This is a genomic window from Kitasatospora sp. NPDC059973 (assembly GCF_042737525.1).
GTDB lineage: Bacteria > Actinomycetota > Actinomycetes > Streptomycetales > Streptomycetaceae > Kitasatospora.
In genome coordinates this window covers 16,756-36,139 of record NZ_JBHWUI010000088.1, presented here as the reverse complement: position 1 = coordinate 36,139, position 19,384 = coordinate 16,756, and the positions used below count along the sequence as shown (strand labels likewise).

Sequence of the window (19,384 nt, the reverse complement as noted above, 5' to 3'; positions counted from 1 at the left end):
GGCGGGCCGAGGCCCGCCGGGCGAGCGGGGGCACCGCGCACGACGGCCGCCCCGGCGTCGCCGCCGCGCTGCGGCACCGGCTCACCGGGCGGGACGACGACGATGACCTCTGGGACCGCCTGGTCGAGACCGCCGCCCCCGGGTCCACCCCGGAGGCCGTCCGCCGCGCCGCGCTGCTGGTCGGCTGGGCGATGCGCCGAGACGCGGCGGACGGCGCCGGGGTCGACCCGTACGACCTGCGACGCGAGGCCTGGATGCGCGCGCGGATCCAGGCCGCCGGGGCCGACGGGCGCCGGGTCGCCGCCGTCATCGGGGCGTTCCACGCCCCCGCGCTGCTCGACGACGCGGCGGCCGCCGGGCCCGACCCCGACGGCGGCGGGGACGACGGCCACGCGGAGAACGGCGGCCACGCGGAGAACGGCGACCACGTCGTCTCGCTGATCCCCTACACCTACCCCCTGCTCGACGCCCGGTCCGGGTATCCGGCAGGCATCCGAGACCCCGAGTGGCAGCACACGGTGCTCGACGCGGGCGGCGATCCGGAGCGGCTCGCCGACGCCCTGACCGGCACCGCGGTGCGCATCTGCCAGGCCCTGCGGACCCAGGACCACCCGTCGGGGCCGGCCGACGCCCGCGAGATCGTCCGGCTCGCCGGGGACCTCGCCCGGCTGCGCGGGCTGGCCGCCCCCGGCCGGGGCGAACTGGTCGAAGCCGTGCAGACCGTCCTCGCCCAGGGGGAGCCGCTCGGCCGCGGCCGGGCCGTCGCCCGCGCGCTGGAGCGCGTCCTGGTCGGCACCCGGACCGGCCGGGCCGCGCCCGGCGCCCCGCGCAGCGGCCTGGCACCCGCCGTCGAAGCGGCGCTCACCGAACTCGGCCTCCCCGGGCCGGGCGACTCCGCCGAGACCGCCCCGCGGGAACTCCGGCTGGACCCGCTGCGCTCGGCCCTCGACCGCCGCCGCGACCTGCTCCTGCACCGCCTCACCGCCTGCGGCGTCCCCTACGGCGAACCGGTGGCCGGGGTGGGCGCGGGCGGCACCGAGACCCTCGGCGCCCGCTGGCGCGTGCAGTGGAGCCCGACCGTCGCCGCGATGCTGACGGTCGCCGGCACCCGTGGCGTCACCCCGGCCCAGGCGGCCGAGGGGGCGCTGCGGGAGCGGCTGCGCCGCGAGCAGCAGGCCGACGGCCCGACCGCCCGCGAGGTGGTCCAGGGCCTCGCCGACGCCGCCGCCTGCGGACTGCCGGCGCTCGCCGACACCCGCCTCGCCCAGCTCACCGCCGTCCTCCCGCAGAGCGGGACGCTCCCCGAACTCCTGGACGCACTGGCCCTGCTGGACCGCCTCGCCGCCGGTCACATCCCCGGCCTCGCCCCCGAGGCGCGGCGGGACTCCTCCGCACCGGGGACCGCGGACCGGACGGAGCCGGCCGCGCCGCCCGGGGAGCGGGCCGGGCCGATCGAGCCCGGCGGCCGGGCCGTCGCGCTCGCTTCGGCCGCGGAGCGGCTGACCGACGCGGCGGTGCGCCAACTGGAGGGGCTGGGCGGGTCCGACGACCCCGCCGATGCCCGGGCCCTGGTGGAGCTGGCCCGCCGGGCCGACCTGTCCGGCGGCGTGCGGCTCGCCCACACGCTGACCGAACTCGCCGACGGCGGGAGCCCGTTGGTCCGGGGAGCGGCCGGGGCCGTGCGGGTCCTGCTCGGGCAGGACGGCCCGAGCGCGTTCGGCGGCCGCGCGGCCTCCTGGGTCGACGGAGCCACCGACACCGGGACTCGTCATGCCCTCGGCCGATCGCTGGTCGGTCTGCTGACGGCGGCGGAGGGGCTCTTCTCCACCGCGCCCGAGGCGCTCGAACCGGTGCTGGAGCGGGTCACCGCCCTGTCCGACACGGCGTTCCTGGACCGGCTGCCCGCACTGCGCGGCGGCTTCGACACCCTCGCCCCGGCCGCCCGCGACCGGTTGCTGACACTGGTCGAGGAGCGGCTGGGCAGCCGTCTGCAGGCCCTGCCGGACGCCGTTCCGCCGGCGCTGCTCGCCGCCTGGGCCCGCGCGGACCTCGCCGCCCGGGCCGCCCTGGAACGACGCGGGCTGCTCCCGGAGCGACCCACCGCCCCGATGGCCGAGCCGACTGCCGGACCGCTCGCCGCACCCGGGCGCTCCGACCGGCCGGCGGACCAGCTCGTCGGCGGGCCGGCCGGCGATGTTCCCGCGACGGCCGGTGGCCCGGCGGCCGAGCCGACACCCGGGCGGCTCGCGGCAGCCGATCATCCCGGCCGGACGGCTCACCTCGCCGTGGCCGCCGACGACGGACACCCCGCCCGCGGGCAGGCCGTCCAGCCCTGCCACGGCCCGGGGCCGGAGGCCGGGCCCGCTGCGCGGCCCGCTGCGCGGGTCCCCGCGTCTGCTCCCGCGTCCGCCGGGCAGGTCCCCGCGTCCGCTCCCGCGTCCGCTCCCGCGTCCGCCGGGCAGGGGCTCGCGCCGGCCGAGCGGTGGCGGCTGCTGCTCGGGCGGCCGGGGGGCGGAGGCCTCGGGGGGCGTGCGGCCAGGCTCGCGACCGCGCTCGACGAGCTGTACGGCACCGGGCACGGGGAGGGGTCCGGGCCCGGGCTGGACGGTCGGGGCGGGGCGGGCGGCAACCGGGGCGGCCGTGAGGCCCCGTACCCGGGCGTGCGGGAGTGGTCCGAGGAGCTGACCGCACTGTTCGGGCCGGGCATCCGCGAAGAGGTGCTCGCCGCCGCTGTCGGGCAGGGCCGGGCCGACGCGCTGGACGCGATCGACCCGGGTGCCGTCCGCCCCTCCGTCGACCTGCTCCGGACCGTGCTGGAGCACGCCGGTGGCCTGCCGGAGGCGCGGATCGCCGGGCTGCGTCCGCTGGTGCGGCGCCTGGTGTCCGAGCTCACCCGGGAGCTGGCGACCAGGCTCCGACCGGCGCTCACCGGGATCAGCGTGCCGCGGCCGAGCCGGCGGCCCGGCGGCGGGCTCGACCTCCACCGGACGATCCGGGCGAACCTCGCCACCGCACGCCCGGCCCGGCCGGGGGATCCGGACGCGGGCACGGTGATCGTCCCGGAACGGCCGGTCTTCCGGACCAGGGCCCGACTGGCGGCCGACTGGCGGCTGATCCTGGTGGTGGACGTGTCCGGGTCGATGGAGGCGTCCACGGTCTGGGCGGCGCTGACCGCCTCGATCCTGGCCGGGGTGCCCTCGCTGAGCACCCACTTCGTCGCCTTCTCCACCGAGGTCGTCGACCTGACCGAGCGGGTGGAGGACCCGCTCGGCCTGCTCCTGGAGGTCCGGATCGGCGGCGGCACCCACATCGCCACCGGGCTGAAGTACGCACGCGAGCTGGTGACCGTGCCGTCCCGGACGCTGGTCGCGGTGATCAGCGACTTCGAGGAGGGCGGACCGATCGGGGGGCTGCTGACGCAGACCCGCGCGCTGGTCGACTCCGGCTGTCACGTGCTCGGCTGCGCCGCGCTCGACGACACCGGGACGGCACGTTACTCGAAGGCGGTCGCGAGCCAGCTGGTCGCGGCCGGAATGCCGGTGGCGGCGCTGAGCCCGCTCGAACTGGCCCGCTGGGTGGGGGAGAAGGTCCGATGACAGAGCAGCAGAGTGTGCCGTCCGGCGGGGCCTGGCCGGCCGTCCGGCCGGAGGTGGTCGCCGAAGTGGTGGCGGGGCTGTCGGCCCGCCTGCAGAAGCGGCTGGACGGCGCGGCCGCCAAGCTGGCGGAGCGCCCGGTGCGCCGGGACGGCGACGAGTGGCGGATCGAGGTGGACGAGGAGACCTCCCTCGTCCTGCATGCGCCGGGCGGGGTGGTCCGGGGGCAGGCCGATGTGCGCTGCGGCTGCCTGCTGGCGCCGGCCTGCGTGCACCGGGCGGCGGCGGTCACGGTCTGCCGGATCGCCGACGCAGATACCGAACATGGCCCGGACACCGAACCGGGCCCGGACACCGAACAGGGCCCGGACACCGAACCGGAACCGGCCTCGGAGTCGGGCGCGGGGTCGGGCACCGAACCGGACCCGGTCGGCGGCACGCCCGGCGGCCCCCGCACCGCTTCCGATGCCGCTCCCGACAACGCCTCCGGCGGTTCGCTCACGGCGGCCGAGCAGGCCGCCGTCCACCACCTGCACCGCGCCGCCGCGGCCGTGCTGGCGGCCGGTGTGGGCGGAGCCGGCGCCGTGCTCCAGGCGGAGCTGCTGCGGGCGGCCCACCGGGCGCGGCTGAACGGGTTCCACCGGCCGGCCGCGGCAGCGGTCGCGGTGGTGAGCCGGCTCCGGGCCGCCCGCTCGGGCGAGCCGGACCACCGGCTCGCGCTCCTGGTCGCCAGCCTGCGCGAGCTGCTCGACCTGACCACGACCCTGACCACGACCCTAACCACGACCTTGTCCCCGACCTTGTCCCCGACCGTGGCCACGGCCCTGACCCCTGCGCGAACCGCGGCCCCGGGTACGGGGCACGGCGATCTCGCCGCCCTGCGCGGCACCGCCCGTCAGGCCTACCGGGAGGCGGGCGGGCTGCGGCTGTACGGGCTGTTCACCGAACCGGTCCTGACCGCCACCCACGCGGGCGTACTCACCTGGGCGGTGGATGCCACCGGCGTGCTGAGTACCGTCGCCGAGGTGATGCCGCACGCCGACCCGACGACGGCCGCCCCGCAGGCGGTCGGCGCGGGGAACCGGGCGGTCCGGTTGGGTGACGCCCTGCTCAGCCACCGCGAGTTCAGCCGGGCGGGGCTGGCCGTCCAGGGGGCGACGCGGTCCGCCAACGGTCGGCTCGGCGCGGGCAGTTCGGTCCGAGCGGTGCGGGCCGGGGGAGTGGCGTGGACGGCGGACCCGGTCGCCGGGCTCTGGACGGAGCCCCCGCCCGTCCAGGTGGAGCGGGCCCTGGCAGCGGCGGCGCTGCCGTACGAGGGCCGGCCGGCCGGGAGCGACCTGCTGTTCCTGGACGTCACGCTGCTCGGCGCCGCCCCGCACGGGTCGGGCGGCGTGCCCGAGCTGCTGGCCGACTGCGGCGGGCCGGTGGTCGCGCTGCGCGCGGCGCACGACCACCCCGGGCTGGCGTTCCGGGGCAACCTGGCATTGCTCGCCACCGCGCCGGGCCTGCGGCTGCGGGTGATCGGCCGGCTGGAGCGGGCCGAGCACCCGGAGCTGCGGCTGCTCGCGGTGGGTACGCCACCGGCCGGACCCGAGCCGGGGGAGCCGGCCCTCGCGCTTCCCGCCGATCGGGCGGCGCGGGTCAATCTGGGCCTGGAGCGGTTGCAGACCGCCGATCTCACCCTCGGCGCCGAGTCCAGCACCTCCGCCCCCGTCGAGGTCCCGAGCAGTGCGGCCGGACCGGTCGGGCCCACGGCTCCGGCCCATCTGCTGGCGCGCCGGGTGGAGCAGGCGGTGACCGGCGGGCGGCAGGGGCTCGCGCTCGGCGCCGGGGCGGCGGACACCGGCCGGTCGGAGCTGCGCGCGGCCGGTCTGGCCACGGGGGCGGCCCTGCTCGACGCGCTGCACGCGGCGGCGGTGGACCAGCCCCGCGACGTGTTCGGCAGGGTGGTGGCGGACGACCATGCCGCGTTCACCTCCGCCTGGCTGGCGGCGGCCTGCTACGGCGAGGAGTTGGCCTCGGCGCTCTGCGCGGGCGGCTGGCAAGGGCAGGATCCGGTCAAGGCCGGGTCATAAGAAAGTATTTGCACAGGCAGGTAAAGCGCGTCGAATGGCATACTGGGGGGCGGGAAGACGTTCGACCGGTCGTACTACCGTCGACCGGGGCCGGACAAGTGACCGGCCGGTGGGCCGACCGGGCCACGGGTCCGGTCCGGGTTCGAGCCCGGGTTCGTGCACGAGCTCGGGCCGGGGTCCGGGCCGGAACAGGGAAAGCGAAGGGCGAGCCATGGGTATCCACGACGATGCTGCCGAGATCCGCGCCTGCGGCTGGCGTACGCTCGCCGCTCTGCACGGCCTCATCGACGCCGCGCTGGAGAAGGCGCTCCAGAGCGAGCACCAGCTGTCGGTGGTCGAGTACACGGTGCTGGACGCGCTCTCGCGGCAGGACGGCTGGCACATGCGGATGCAGCAGCTGGCCCGGGCCGCGGCCCTGAGCAGCAGCGCGACCACCCGCCTGGTGACCCGACTGGAGGACCGCGGCCTGCTCAGCCGCTTCCTCTGCGTGGACGATCGGCGCGGCATCTACACCGAGCTGACCCCACAGGGCCGCCAGCTGCTCGAAGCCGCCAGGCCGGTGCACGACGCCACCCTGGAGGCGACGCTCGCCAAGGCCACCGACGCGCCGGAGCTGGCCCCGTTGGTGCGGGCCCTGGAGGAGCTCAAGCTCACCCCGGCGGCGGCCGCCGTCCCGGCCGCCGTCTGACCGCGACCGGTACGGCCGACGTCGGCGCCGAAACCGGTACCGGTACCGGTACCGACACCGATACCGGCACCGGCGCGCGGCCGAGAACCCGACCCGGCCGCCGCCGGAGCGGTGGCCGGGGCGCCGGGTCACACCTCGTCCGGCCTCTGTTGGGCGGGGCCGGTCTTGCGGACCCGCCGGGGGAGGACGGGCGGGACGCGGGGGTGCCCTTCGAGTCCGTGGTCCGACGGGACCTCCTGGACGCCCTCGTGCGTACGCGTGGCGGGGTCGGCCGGGTGGCTCTCCACCACGCCGTCCCACAGGGCCTCCTGAGGGTTCGCGTACCGCGGTCCGGCGGACGCCTCCCCGGCTACCGCGCCAGCGTCCGAAGGCGCGCGGTCGGAAGGGGCGCCGTCCGAAGGCGCGTCGTTCGGGCGGACACCCTCCGGAGGAGCGCCCTCCGGAACACCGGCGGCCGCACCCCCGCCCGAGGCCGCGCCGAACGGGTTGTCGTCCTGCCAGGGCGACGAAGCCCGCGACGGTGAGGCCTGCGGCGCCGACGGCTGCCACGACGAGGCCCGGGGGACGACCACCGCGTCGGGCAGCCCGGGGATCGGCGAGCCGGCCGCCGGGGGAGCCGGGGGCGCGCCCGCGGTCAGCTCCTCCGGGGCCTCCGGCTCCTCGCCCGACCCGCCGTCCCCGTTCACGCCGTCCCCGCTCCGGTCGGCCTCCGCCACCACCGGCGGCCGGGTCACCCGGGCGCCGGGCGGCAGGCCGGCCACGGACGGGGTCTGCTCCATCCGCTCCAGCAGCGCCGACGGCAGCAGCACCACGGCCCGCGTCCCCCCGAAGGGGGAGGAGCGCAGGGTGACCTGGATGTGGTGCCGGGAGGCCAGCCGGGCCACCACGAAGAGGCCGAGCCGCAGGTCGTCCCCGAGCGCGGAGACGTCCAGCTCGGGCGGGTCGGCCAGGTAGGCGTTGAGCTGCTCGTACTCGTCCCGGCACATCCCGAGGCCGCGGTCCTCGACCTCGACGGCCAGCCCCCGGGGGACTTCCTGCGCGGAGACCTGCACCTTGGTGTAGGGCGGGGAGAAGGTGGTGCCGTTCTCGATCAGCTCGGCGATCAGATGGATGACGTCGGCGACGGCCTGGCCGCCGAGCGCGACGCGCGGGATGCCCTGCACGACCACCCGGGAGTAGTTCTCCGTCTCCGAGACGGCGCTGCGCAGCACGTTGACGACCGGGACGGCGTTGCGCCAGCGCCGGGCGGGCAGCGCGCCGCCGAGGATGACCAGGTTCTCGGCGTTGCGCCGCATCCGGGTGGCGAGGTGGTCGACCGCGAACAGCTCGCGCAGCAGCCCGGGGTCCTCGTGCTCGCGCTCCAGCGCGTCCAGCATGCTGATCTGGCGGTGGAGCAGGATCTGGGTGCGGCGGGCGATGTTGAGGAAGACCTTCTTGGTGCCCTCCCGCCCCTGGGCCTGGTGCACGATGGCGGTGAGCGCGGCGGTGCGGACGGCGGAGAGCCCCTCGGCGGTCTGGTGGAGTTCGTCGCCGAGGCGCCGGGCGGGGATCCAGGCGGGCGGTGGCGGGACGGATTCGCCGGCCCGGAGCCGGCCGACCACCTGGGGGATCTCGTGCCGGGCGATCGAGAGGGTGTCGGCCCGCAGGTCGCGCAGCCGGGCGGACACCGACCGGGCCAGCCGGATGCCGCGGGTCAGGCTCCAGAGCAGTACGACGGCGACGGCCGCGCTGACGACCGCCAGGGCGGTCCGGTGGCCGGTGCCGCGCAGCAGGGAGAGGGCGTAGCCCCAGGTGGCGGCGAGGCCGAGGCAGGGGACCAGCACGAGGGCGAGGAGAGAGCGGCGGAGCGAGCCGGACCGGCCGGCGCGGTGGCCCGTGCGCGGGGCCGATATGCCTGGCATCTGATTCCTTGGTGCAGGGCCAACGGCGGGTCTGCCCGTGTGCGGTCCGGCCGGGGTCTCGGAGCCGCCACGGCCGGCGGGCCCGGAGGGGGTCGGACGAGGTGGCGTGGTACCACCGTCCGAGCGGGTGCAGCACGGCCGCCGACTTCGGGCACGCTATCAGCCCCGGGAGGCCCTGTCGCAACATCAACTGACGATATGTAAGCGGATGGTGACGCGTCTTTACATCGGTCGATCGGCCGCTTTTCGGCGGATCTCCGCAGGTCAGCACGGTGGTCCTGGTCGTCGACGACTTCCCGGGAGCCTGAGGGGAGGTCTCCGGAAAGCCGTCAGGAACAGGTCAAGTACGGGAAGTCCGAGGTGGGGCCGGAAGCCGGGCGTGGGCCGGTTCCGGGTGGCTCGGATGCCTCCGTGTGGGGGGTGGGGGCTTCAGCCGGCGAGCGGCATGTGCAGCAGGGCGGCGCCGGCCGGGCGGGCGGCCTCGGCCTCCAGTCGGGCCTCCCGCTGGGCCAGTTCGGTCCAGGCCCAGCTCGTGAGGTCGGACAGCTCCGCCGACCACTGCTTGCCGTACGTGCCCGAGGCCACCTGGCCGAGCCGCAGCCGCTGGACGTCGGAGGTGCCGGCGGGCGGGTAGATGTGGGTGGCGTCCCGCAGGTAGCGCTCGATGTGGAACTCGGCCTGCAGGCCCCGGGCGGCGTGGATCTCCATCGCGTTCCGCGCCGAGTCCAGCACGTACTCGGTGTTGATCAGCTTGGCGTTCATCAACTCGGCGTCGCAGGGCCGGCCGTGGTCCAGCTGGTGCGAGGCGTGGTAGGCGGCCAGCTTGGCGGTCATCAGGCGGGACTGCATCTCGCCCAGCTTGAGCGCTATGTTCGGCAGCTGGGAGAGCGGCTTCCCGTAGAGCACCCGCCCCTCGGCGAACCGCACGGTGTCCTCCACGATCGCCCGGTGGATGCCGAGTGCGACGGCGGCCAGGTTCAGCCGTCCGTACAGGGTCGAGGAGGAGTAGGCGATGTCCAGGCCCTGGCTCTCCTCGCCCAGCCGGTTGGCGGCGGGGACGCGGCAGTCCTCGAAGACGATCTCGCCGAAGCTGAAGCCGTGCAGGCCGCTCTGCGAGCCGGGGCTGCCGGTGCGAAAGCCCGGGCGGTCGCTCTCCACCAGGAAGGCGGACAGGCCCCGGCTGCCCTCGCCGGTGCGGAGCACCACGCCGTGCACGTCGCCGATGTGGGAGTTGCCGACGAACCACTTGCGGCCGTTGAGGACGTACTCGTCCCCCTCGCGCCGCGCGGTGCCGGTCATGCCGAGCACGTGGCCGCCCGAATCGGGTTCGGTGACGGCGATCGTCGGCAGCACCTCGCCGGAGGCGAACCGCGGCAGCCAGTAGCGGCGCTGGGTGTCGGAGCCGAAGTGGATCACCTTGGCGACGCCGAGCTGCGAGGCCTGCGCCATCGCGCCCATCGCGCCGCTGACCCGGGCCAGCTCCTCGACGATGACCGTCTTGGCGAGGTGGCCGAGACCGAGCCCGCCGAAGGTCCGCGGAATGGTCGCGCCGATCCAGCCGCGCTGGGCGATCTCGCGGGAGAGTTCGACCTCGACCGTCCGGTCGGCCTCCATTCTGGCCACCTGCGGGCGCACCTCCTTCTCCGCGAACTCACGTACCTCCGCGCGGAGGCTCTCGTGCCGTTCGTCGGTGAAGTAGTCCATCGCCATGCTGGGTCCTCTCGATTCCGGGGTGGTGGTGCCTCCGTCCGTGCAGCCGAACCGCTCCGGCCGCCCAAGGGTGGGGGTGATGAGGTGGCGGCCGGTTGCCCTGGTGCAGCCGGTACGCGCGGATGTGCGGGGCGGGATCCTGGCGGAAACCCGTCCCTGTTTTCGGCAGGGCTCATTGTCGTATGGCGATCCGGCCCTCTCCATAGTCGATCTTGGAATGGCGCGAAACGGATCGCCCGAAGTCGGAGGAGGATTGAAAGCCGCCGCGGCGGGGGAATGATCATTCCCGCTTTTCGGCCCTGCTGGAGCGTCGTCCACGTGCGGGTTTGACCGCCCGTCAGTCGTGGGAGTCGGGTGGGCCGAGAGCGTCCATCGCGCCGATGGTCTGATTACATGTGCGCCATGACTGATGTGATGAGCACTCAAGGCCAGTTCCCGGGTGCCGCCGGCGAGTCCGAGCGGACCCGCCGGCTGCGCATCCTGGGTCTCAACGAACCCACCGTGGACGAGGCCTTCGACCGCTTCGCCCACCTGGCCGCCAGCCTCACCCGCGCCCCCATCGCCATGGTCAACTTCATCAACGACGAGCGGCAGATGTTCCGGGGGCTCTTCATTCCGCCAAACTCCGCCGCCCCGGGCGACACCGGCTGCTCCTGGGCCGACCGGGGGATCGTCTTCGACCTCCCGAGCCGGGAGATGCCGCTGAGCCACGGCTTCTGCCCGCACGTGGTCGCCCAGCGCTCCCCGCTGGCGCTCGACGACGTCCTCGCCTACCCCCGGTTCGCCGGGAACCCGGTCGTCGACGAGCTGGGGGTGCGCGCCTACCTCGGCGCCCCGCTGGTCGACGACACCGACACCGTCATCGGCACCGTCTGCGTCCTCGACCGCGAACCCCGCCAGTGGGGGCGCGAGCGGCTGCGCGACATCCAGCACCTCGCCGAGGCGCTGCTCTCCGAGATCCGGCTGCGCGACAACCTGATCGCCCAGCAGCAGGAGATGTTCGCCGCCTTCGACGGTTCGCCGTTCCCGATCATGCTGACCCGCGGGCCCGAGCAGGAGCTCCGCTACGTCAACCCCGGGCACGTCGAGGCCTTCGGTGCGCCGGTGGCCCACGGCTCGATCGGGCAGGCCTATCCGCAGCTGGCCGCCGCCGGGCTGGAGCAGACGGTCGCCGAGGCGTACCACACCGGTCGGACCGCCGTCCTGAACGACGTCCGTTTCCAGTCCACCCGGCCGGACGCCCAGCGGATCCACCAGATCTTCAGCTTCACCTGCACCCCGCAGCGGGCCGCGCGGACCGGCCAGGTGAACGGCGTGCTCGTGGTCGGCATGGACGTCACCGCGCAGTCCCGCACCGAGGAGGAGCTGGGCACGCTGGCCGCGCTGCTGGTCGACCGGCTCCAGCAGAGCGGTGGTGGCGCCACCGGTCGGCCGGGCATCGGCGGCGGGGAGACCGGGCTGGTCCTCCCGGGCTGACCCCGGACGCCACCGCACCCGTCCCCCACCACGATGAACACGGACCCTGCCACGACCCCCGCCACGACCACGACCACGACTTACGCCGTCGGCACCACCACCACCGGTGCCGCCGACACGACCGCCGCCGTCGCAGCCGCCGGACCGGCCACCGCCGCCGGCCCGACCACGACCGGCGCCACGTCCCGGACCGGCGCCACGTCCAGGACGGACCCCGCACCCACCGGCCCCGCCATCGTGCCGGGGCGCCTCTCACCCCCGAGGAGAGGCGCCCCACCACGGTGACCGCCGGGAGCCCGCCGCCGTAGTCGCGGCCGCAGCCCCGCCGAAGCGCGTCGCGGGGAGCCCGCCGCCGTCGTCGGCCGCCGTCGTCCGCCGCCGCACCGCCGCACCGCCCTCCGCCGCAGCGCTGCCGCAGCTCGTTGCGAGCCGCCCGGCCGCCGCGCGGGTGAACCGGACGCCCCGTCCCCCGGACGGGCGCCCGCGGCACGGCCACCGATGGTAGGCATGGGCCGCATGGAGTGGTTCGCCGACTGGTTCGCCGCACCCGAGTACGGGCCGAGCCGGGTCCTCGTGCAACGGCTGCTGGCCGTCGTCTACCTGACCGGATTCGTGGCCGCCGCCGCGCAGTTCCGGGCCCTGATCGGCGCCGAGGGCATGCTTCCGGTGCCCGCCTTCACCGCCCGGGTGCCGTTCCGCCGCGCGCCGAGCCTCTTCCACCTCCACTACAGCGACCGCTTCTTCGCCGCCGTCGCCGGCACGGGCGCCCTGCTCTCGGCAGGCCTGGTCGCCGGCCTGGGCGACGCCGTCCCGCTCTGGGCGTCGATGCTGCTGTGGGCGGTGCTCTGGCTGCTCTACCTGTCGATCGTCAACGTCGGCCAGACCTGGTACTCCTTCGGCTGGGAGTCCCTGCTGCTGGAGGCCGGCTTCCTCGCCGTCTTCCTGGGCAACCAGGACGTCGCCCCGCCGCTCCCGGTGCTCTGGATGCTGCGCTGGCTGGCGTTCCGGGTCGAGTTCGGCGCCGGGCTGATCAAACTGCGCGGCGACAGCTGCTGGCGCGACCTGACCTGTCTGCGCTACCACCACGAGACCCAGCCGATGCCGGGACCGCTCAGCTGGTTCTTCCACCACCTGCCCGGGCCGTTGCACCGGGCCGAGGTCGCCGCCAACCACGTCACCCAGCTCCTGGTACCGGTTGGCCTGCTCCTCCCGCAGCCGGTCGCCGGCTACGCGGCCGTGATCGTCGTGGTGACCCAGCTCTGGCTGGTGGCCTCCGGCAACTTCGCCTGGCTGAACTGGCTCACCATCACCCTCGCCCTCGCCGCCGTGGACCCCGCCCGCTTCGGGCTGTCCTTCCGGACCCGCTCCTACGGCGGTACCCCCGGCTGGTTCGAGGGCCTGGTGATCGCGCTGACCGTCGCCGTCGCGGTGCTCAGCTACTGGCCGGTCCGGAACATGGTCTCCCGTGAACAGGTGATGAACCGATCCTTCAACCGGCTTCATCTGGTCAACACCTACGGCGCCTTCGGCAGCGTCAACCGGATCCGCCTGGAGGTGGTGGTCGAGGGCACCGACGAGGCCACCGTCACCGGGCGGACGGTCTGGCGCGAGTACGGCTTCAAGGGCAAGCCCGGCGACGTGCGCCGCCTGCCGCGCCAGTACGCCCCCTACCATCTGCGGCTGGACTGGCTGATGTGGTTCGCCGCCATCTCGCCCGCGTACGCCCGGCCCTGGTTCCTGCCGTTCGTCGCCCGATTGCTGACGAACGACCCGGCCACGCTAAGGCTCCTGCGTCACAACCCGTTCCCGGACGCCCCGCCGACCCACGTCCGGGCGACGCTCCACCGCTACCGCTTCACCGACTGGCACGAACTGCGGTCCACCGGCGCGTGGTGGCACCGGACCGCGCTGCACGAGTACCTCGCGCCGGTCAGCCTTGACACCCTCACTCGTTCCGGTCACCGGCCGCCGCTCGGCCGCCGGAGCCGTTCGGTACCGCTGGACGGTCTGCGACGGCGGTCCGGTCACCCGCCCGGCCCCGCACCGCACCACCCGCCCGGCCCTCCCGAGTAGCGGCCGGGCGGGCGGTGTGGCACGCCACACCGGCCCGTCGGACGGTGGGTGCGTGCAAGGCTCGAACGGGCACCCGTATTCTTGGCCTCCACAACCGGCGGCCCGAACGCGCGCCCCCAGCCCCTCCCGCCGGGGCCTCCGTGCGCACCCGGTCCGCCGCCCCCTCGCCGCCCGCCCCGCCGCAGTCGCCCAGAACCGGACCTCACATGACAGTGCTTCACTCGCGCAACGCCGACGCCGCAGACGCCAAGGCCGCCGCAGACGCCAAGGACGCCACGGACCCGGATCAGAACCGCGGCCAGGCGGCCACGGTGGAGACCGGCCTCCGGGACGAGCTCGGCCGCTACGCCGAGCTCGGTGCCTTCACCCTCACCGCCGGGACCCACGCGTGGTACGCCGCCGTCGACACCGTCGCCACCCCCGAGGACGCCCGCGCCGCCTCCACCGCCCTCGCCGAACTCCGTGGCAGCGACCTCCAGCAGACCTGGGAGGCCGTCACCGCCCTGGCCGCCGACGCCAGGATCGAGGTGCCCGGCAGCGTCGCCGTCGCGGCGCTGTTCGCCGAGACGCTCCAGCGTGTCCACCAGACCTCCGCGACCCTGATCGGCGCCGCGTACGACGCCGACCTGGACGCGCTCGTCGCCGCCACGGCCGACCGCGCCTGGCGGCGCGAGAACGGCGTCAAGCTGTCGTTCCTCCGGGTGCGCGGGCTGCGCAAGCAGGCCGCCGCGCTGGTCGCCGGCGGCCGCAAGGTCCGCCCCGAGGAGCTGCACGAGGCGCTCGCCTCGGCCAAGATCGAACGTCGGGCCTGGGCCGTCCTCGCCCCCTCGGGCGCGCTGCCCGTCCCGCCGGCCGACGGCCCGCTGGCGGAGCGGACCGCGGCGGCCTTCGAAGCGATCGGTGCCGCGCTGCGCGACCTGGGCCGGCTGCTGCCCGAGCACGACCTGGAAGCACAGCCGTTCCCCGAGCTCATCGACCTGGTGGAGCGTCTGGCGGCGGACGAGGGCACGCTCTACCGCCTCCCCACCATCCGCTCCCTGCGGACCTCGCTCGAAGAGGCCGGTCTGGCCGACCTGCTCGCCGAGCTCGCCGCCGCCGGCGCCGACCGCCGCGCTGCCGAGGCTGCCTACGGTGCCCGCCAGGCCCTGGCCGGGGGTCAGCGCGACGGTCTGACGGCGACGGAGGCGACGCCCGTCGAGGAGCTCGCCGCCGTGGAGCCGGTCGCCGAGGAGGAGGGCGCCGCCGAGGCGCTCGTTGAGGAGACGGTCGTCGAAGAGGCGGCTGTCGAAGAGGCGGCCGTTGAAGAGGCGGTTGTCGAAGAGGCGACTGTCGAGACCGAGGCCGAGCCGGTGGCGGCCGACAGCTCGACCGAGGCGGAGGCCGAGCAGGTCGTGGCCGAGGCGGCGACCGGAGCGGACGAGCCCACGGCCGAGGAGCCCGTCGAGGCCCGGCCGCTCGTCGTCTCGCTCCCGGCGCCCTCGCCCGCGGCGGACGACCTGGTGGACGCGGCTCCGGCTGTCCCGGCGCAGGCCGAGGCCGAGCCGGAGGTCGCGGCGGCCGAGGTGGTCGAGGCCGAGGTTGCCGAGGTCGTGGAGCCCAAGGCCGAGGCTGTGCCCGCGGTTGAGGCCGAGGCCGTTGCGCCGGAGGTCGTCGAGCCCGAGGCGGCTTCGGCCGAGTCCGTAGCCGAGGCTGCGCAGGTCGTCGAGGTCGTCGAGCCGACTGCCGAGGTCGAGCCGGAGGTCACCGAGTCGACTGCCGAGGTCGCCGAGGTCGAGGTTGCCGAGCCGGTCGCCGAGGTCGTCGTGGTCGTGGAGTCCGAGACCGAAGCCGTGCCGGCTGCCGAGGGTGTGCCCGCGGTTGAGGACGAGGCCGTCGAGCCCGAGGCGGCTCCGGCCGAGTCCGTAGCCGAGGTTGCCGAGGTTGCCGAGGTCGTCGAGCCGACTGCCGAGGTCGAGCCGGAGGTCACCGAGCCGGTCGCTGAGGTCGCTGAGGTCGTCGTGGTCGTGGAGCCCGAGACCGAGACCGAGACCGAGACTGAAGCCGTGCCGGCTGCCGAGGGTGTGCCCGCGGTCGAGGCCGAGGCCGTCGAGCCGGAGGCTGCGGATGTCGAAGCGGTTGTGGAGCCGGTTGCCGAGGTCGCGTTCGCCGAGGCGGAGCCGGCCGTCAAGCCCGAGCCCGCCCCCAGGACCCCCAAGGCTGCCAAGGCCCCCAAGGCCGCCCCTGCCGCCGGGCCCGGGAAGCCGGACTTCACGCCGGGGCGCCCGGTGACCGCCTACTCGGCCGACGAGCTGCTCGCCGTCGTGCGCTGGGTGGACGGTGACGGTGTCGACCGCAGCGACGAGGAGCTGCTGCGGGCGGCGATGAAGGAGCTGGGCTTCGGCCGCCTCGGCCCGCGCATCAAGGAGGCGCTGGGCGCCGCCGTGACGGCCGCGCGCGGCTGACCCGAAGCGACGCCGAAGGGCCCGGTGCGGGAGGTACGCCTCCCGCACCGGGCCCTTCGCCGTGGTCAGCTCCGTGGTCAGCCGGCCTTGTTCCAGGGGGCGCCGGCCATCAGCGCCTTGACGTTGGCGACGTAGCCCGGGTTCGGGATGGCCACGCTCCCGCCGGTCGCGCCCGTGACGGGGTCGGTGACGGTGTTGTAGTGCACGTTGCCCGCGCCCGCGTTGTAGGCGGCGATCACCAGGTCGAGCAGCGGTGTCCGGCCGGTGGCCGGGTCGGGGGAGAGGTCGTACTTCCCGCCGAAGGAGGAGTCGCCGTAGTAGGCGACCAGCCAGTCGAGCAGCTGGGTGCCGAGCTGGACGTTGCCGGCCAGCGTCTTCGGGTCGGAGGTGGTGCCGAACTTGCTGTTCATCCAGCTGACGGTGGCGGGCATGATCTGCATGGTGCCGATGCCGCCGTCGCAGGCGAGGATGCCGGACTGCCAGCCGCTCTCCTGCCAGGCGATCGCCTTGACCAGGTTGACCGGCAGCGCCGGGAGCCGGTCCGTGCCGCCGTTGCTGAGGAACAGCGTCCGGGACTGCCCGGCGGCCGAGCCGAGCGCCGCCGCGACGGCCTCCTTCGGCTCGTCGGGCTGGGGCTTGGTCGGGGTGCAGCCGCTCTGCAGCGGCGGGACGTGCGGGGTGGCGGGCGCGGGCGGCGGCGGGGGCGCGACCGGGCCGGGCTTCGCGGTCGGTGCGGGCGCCGCGGCGACGGCTGCCGGGGCCGGGGCCGCCTGGGCCGCCGGGGGCGCGCTGGTGGCCTTGGCGGCCGGGTCCGCGGGCTTGGTGGTGCCGGGTTTGGCCGTGCTCGCCGACGCGGTCGGGCTCGGCTTGGCCGACTTGCCCGCCGTCGCGCTCGGCGAGGTGCTGGGGCCGGGCGAGGTGCTCGTGCCGGGCGAAGGGCTCGCCGTCGCCGGGGCATCGGCCGTCGGGGTCCCGGAAGGCGAGACCCCGGCGGTGGCGGCCACCGCCGGGCCCGCCGCGGCGTCGGTGCTGCCGTCCGCCTTCTTGCTGCCGCAGCCCGTCAGCAGCGCCGTCGACACGGCCGCCGCCGACACGAGAACCAGCGCCTGCCGTGAAGCACGCACCTTCATGGATTTCCGCCCCCGTTTTCGCCGGCCGTCCCGGCGAGAGGCGGTCATCCTACGACGGTGTGATCGTCCTACCGGCGCGGGCCCCGGGGTGACGTTCGGTACGTGGCTCCGGCGTCCCGGCGCCCGCGTGGCGGTCCGGCTCGGGGCGGCCCGGTCAGTCCGGCGCCGCTCCCGGCCGGGCGCGGGCCAGCTGCGCGGCGAGTACCCGGGGCGCCTGCGCCAACGACGGTCCGTACCAGGTCAGATGGCGTCCGCTGAGCAGGGCCGCCGGGATGCCGGGGAACGCCTCGGGGCCGTCCTCGGCGGTGAAGCGGTACGGCTCGTCCGGGAGGACGACCACCTCGGGCCCGCTCGCGAGGAGTTCGGGCAGGGGGACGGCGGGGTAGCGGTCCGGGTGGCCGGCGTGCAGCGTCACCTGGACGCCGAGGTGCCGGAGCAGGTCGCCGGCGAAGGTGTCGCGGCCGAGCACCATCCAGGGGCGGCGCCAGACCGGGACGACGGCCCGCCGGAGCACCGGTCCGGGCGGGGCGACGTCCGCCCAGGCGGCCTCGGCGGCGTCCAGCCAGGCGGGGCGGGGGAGTCCGCAGCCGAGGGTGAGCAGGCGGTGGAGGGAGTCGAAGGCCTGCTCCAGGGTGCGGACGTCGGTGACCCAGACGGCGAGGCCGGCGGCGCGCAGCGCGTCGAGGTCGGGGCGGCGGTTCTCCTCGTCGTTGGCGAGGACGAGGTCCGGCGCGAGGGCCGCGATCCGGCGGACGTCGGGGTTCTTGGTGCCGCCGATCCTGGCCACGGCGAGGTCGGCGGGGTGGCTGCACCAGTCGGTGGCGCCGACCAGCAGGCCGGGAGCGGTGGCGGCGACGGCCTCGGTCAGCGAGGGGACCAGCGACACGATCCGCCGGACCGGGCCGGGCCCGACCGGCACCCCCAGCCCGAGGTCGTCCACCCGGAGCTGCGGCCCGCCGACGGTCACCCTGCCGGGCCCGCCCGGCCGGGACCCCGCTCGCGGACCGGACCCTGACGGCGGGTCGGACGGCGCCCCGGGAGGCTCGGGCGGCTGGGCGAGGTGGGAGGCCATGCGGCAAACCCTAGGCCGAACGGGCCCGTCCGGCGGGGGAAAGTCGTGGGAACCGGGCGGGTGCGGCGGCCGACTACCTGGTCCGGGCTCCCAGGAAGGGCCCGAGCACGATCATTGACCAGGAGAGTTCCATGCGCCCTCGCGTGTTCTGCGGCATCGCGGCCGCCATCACCCTGTTCGCCACGGCCTGCGGGAGCGGCGGTGGGGGGAGCAGCGCCGGCGGTGACGGGACCGGTGGGGCTGGGCAGTCCGCCGCTTCCGGGTTCCCGGTGAGGGTGGCGGACTGCCAGGGCAAGGAGACCACCGTCCAGCAGGCCCCGAAGCGGATCGTCACCAGCAACGCCGCCGCCCTGGAGATGCTGCTCCAGCTCGGTGCGGGCGACCGGGTCGTCGGCACCGGGTTCCCGCCGGGCAAGGGCAGCCTGCCGGCGGCGCTGGCCGAGCAGGGCGCGAGGGTGCCCGTCCTGGGCGCCAAGGTGATCGCCAAGGAGAAGCTGCTCGGCTCGGGCGCCGACCTCTACGTGGACACCTTCGGCTCGATGCCGATGATGGGCGGGGCGGGCGCGGTGCCGAGCGAGCAGGAGTTCGCGGCCGCGGGGATCCAGCACGTCATGCTGCTCTCCACCGCCTGCGCCGGTACGCCGAAGGCCGCCCCCGCGCCGCGCACCGACCTCTCCCAGGTGGAGGAGGACATCCGCCGGCTCGGCGCGGTGACCGGTACGGCGGCCAGGGCCGAGGAACTGGTCACCGGGATGGAGCGGCAGATCGCCGAGGTCCGCACCGCGACCGCCGCGGTGCCCGCCGACCAGCGGCCGAGCTACTTCCTGTTCGACTTCGACGCCGGGACCAAGCAGCCGATATCGGTCTGCGGCCGGCAGGTCGCCAACGCGGTCATCACCCTGGCGGGCGCCCGCAACGTGTTCGCCGACTGCGACGCCGACTTCAAGCCGGCGTCCTGGGAGGACGTGGTCGCCAAGAACCCGGACTGGATCCAGCTCGCCGTGCGCAACCGGGGCACCGAGGAGGAGAACCGCAAGGCGTTCGAGGACGCCGAGGCCTTCCTGCGCGGCTTCCCCGCGACCCAGGGCCTGAAGGCCGTCCAGGAGGGCCGCTTCCTGCGGATCGGCTCCGAGGTCACCACCATCGCCGGGGTGCGCAACGCCGACACGGTGCGGCAGATCGCCGCCACCGTGTACCCGGCGCTCGTCGAGAAGGGCCGGTAGGC

General features: G+C 75.6%; 11 protein-coding genes. 7 read left to right on the top strand and 4 right to left on the bottom strand.

Annotated features, from left to right (window positions below; all coding sequences use genetic code 11):
• From ACFWA9_RS23385 to ACFWA9_RS23375, 3 genes are all read left to right on the top strand, one after another.
• Positions 1 to 3,596: DUF5682 family protein (locus ACFWA9_RS23385; protein ID WP_380389487.1), on the top strand; the 3,596-nt coding region annotated here is incomplete at its 5' end.
• Entirely contained in the window at positions 3,593 to 5,668 is a 2,076-nt protein-coding gene (locus ACFWA9_RS23380) for a hypothetical protein (RefSeq protein ID WP_380389485.1), read from the top strand. The genes ACFWA9_RS23385 and ACFWA9_RS23380, both read left to right, overlap by 4 nt.
• Before the next feature lie 211 nt (positions 5,669 to 5,879).
• The gene (locus ACFWA9_RS23375) at positions 5,880 to 6,356 is read left to right on the top strand and encodes a MarR family winged helix-turn-helix transcriptional regulator (protein ID WP_380389483.1); all 477 of its coding nucleotides are present in this window, start codon (positions 5,880 to 5,882) and stop codon (positions 6,354 to 6,356) included.
• 128 nt (positions 6,357 to 6,484) lie between these two features.
• Here ACFWA9_RS23375 and ACFWA9_RS23370 read toward each other — a convergent pair whose 3' ends face one another.
• The gene (locus ACFWA9_RS23370; RefSeq protein WP_380389481.1) at positions 6,485 to 8,257 is read right to left on the bottom strand and encodes a sensor histidine kinase; all 1,773 of its coding nucleotides are present in this window, start codon (positions 8,255 to 8,257) and stop codon (positions 6,485 to 6,487) included.
• Positions 8,258 to 8,686: 429 nt separating this feature from the next.
• The gene (locus tag ACFWA9_RS23365) at positions 8,687 to 9,961 is read right to left on the bottom strand and encodes an acyl-CoA dehydrogenase family protein (RefSeq protein WP_352287664.1); all 1,275 of its coding nucleotides are present in this window, start codon (positions 9,959 to 9,961) and stop codon (positions 8,687 to 8,689) included.
• Positions 9,962 to 10,369: 408 nt separating this feature from the next.
• Here ACFWA9_RS23365 and ACFWA9_RS23360 point away from each other — a divergent pair, with 408 nt between their 5' ends.
• The 3 genes from ACFWA9_RS23360 to ACFWA9_RS23350 all read left to right on the top strand — a co-directional run bounded on the left by ACFWA9_RS23360 (position 10,370) and on the right by ACFWA9_RS23350 (position 15,957).
• Positions 10,370 to 11,443, top strand: coding sequence for a GAF domain-containing protein (locus tag ACFWA9_RS23360; protein ID WP_380389479.1), 1,074 nt, complete (start codon positions 10,370 to 10,372; stop codon positions 11,441 to 11,443).
• Positions 11,444 to 11,950: 507 nt separating this feature from the next.
• Complete coding sequence (locus ACFWA9_RS23355) at positions 11,951 to 13,516, top strand: lipase maturation factor family protein (protein ID WP_380389477.1); 1,566 nt, start codon at positions 11,951 to 11,953, stop codon at positions 13,514 to 13,516.
• Positions 13,517 to 13,722: 206 nt separating this feature from the next.
• The gene (locus ACFWA9_RS23350; RefSeq protein ID WP_380389475.1) at positions 13,723 to 15,957 is read left to right on the top strand and encodes a hypothetical protein; all 2,235 of its coding nucleotides are present in this window, start codon (positions 13,723 to 13,725) and stop codon (positions 15,955 to 15,957) included.
• Between the two features lie 77 nt (positions 15,958 to 16,034).
• Here ACFWA9_RS23350 and ACFWA9_RS23345 read toward each other — a convergent pair whose 3' ends face one another.
• Together ACFWA9_RS23345 and ACFWA9_RS23340 are read right to left on the bottom strand one after the other, a co-directional pair.
• The gene (locus ACFWA9_RS23345; protein WP_380389473.1) at positions 16,035 to 17,081 is read right to left on the bottom strand and encodes a transglycosylase SLT domain-containing protein; all 1,047 of its coding nucleotides are present in this window, start codon (positions 17,079 to 17,081) and stop codon (positions 16,035 to 16,037) included.
• Between the two features lie 160 nt (positions 17,082 to 17,241).
• Positions 17,242 to 18,159, bottom strand: coding sequence for a helical backbone metal receptor (locus tag ACFWA9_RS23340; protein WP_380389471.1), 918 nt, complete (start codon positions 18,157 to 18,159; stop codon positions 17,242 to 17,244).
• Between the two features lie 131 nt (positions 18,160 to 18,290).
• Here ACFWA9_RS23340 and ACFWA9_RS23335 point away from each other — a divergent pair, with 131 nt between their 5' ends.
• The gene (locus ACFWA9_RS23335) at positions 18,291 to 19,382 is read left to right on the top strand and encodes an ABC transporter substrate-binding protein (protein ID WP_380389469.1); all 1,092 of its coding nucleotides are present in this window, start codon (positions 18,291 to 18,293) and stop codon (positions 19,380 to 19,382) included.
• The last annotated feature ends 2 nt before the right edge of the window (positions 19,383 to 19,384 follow it).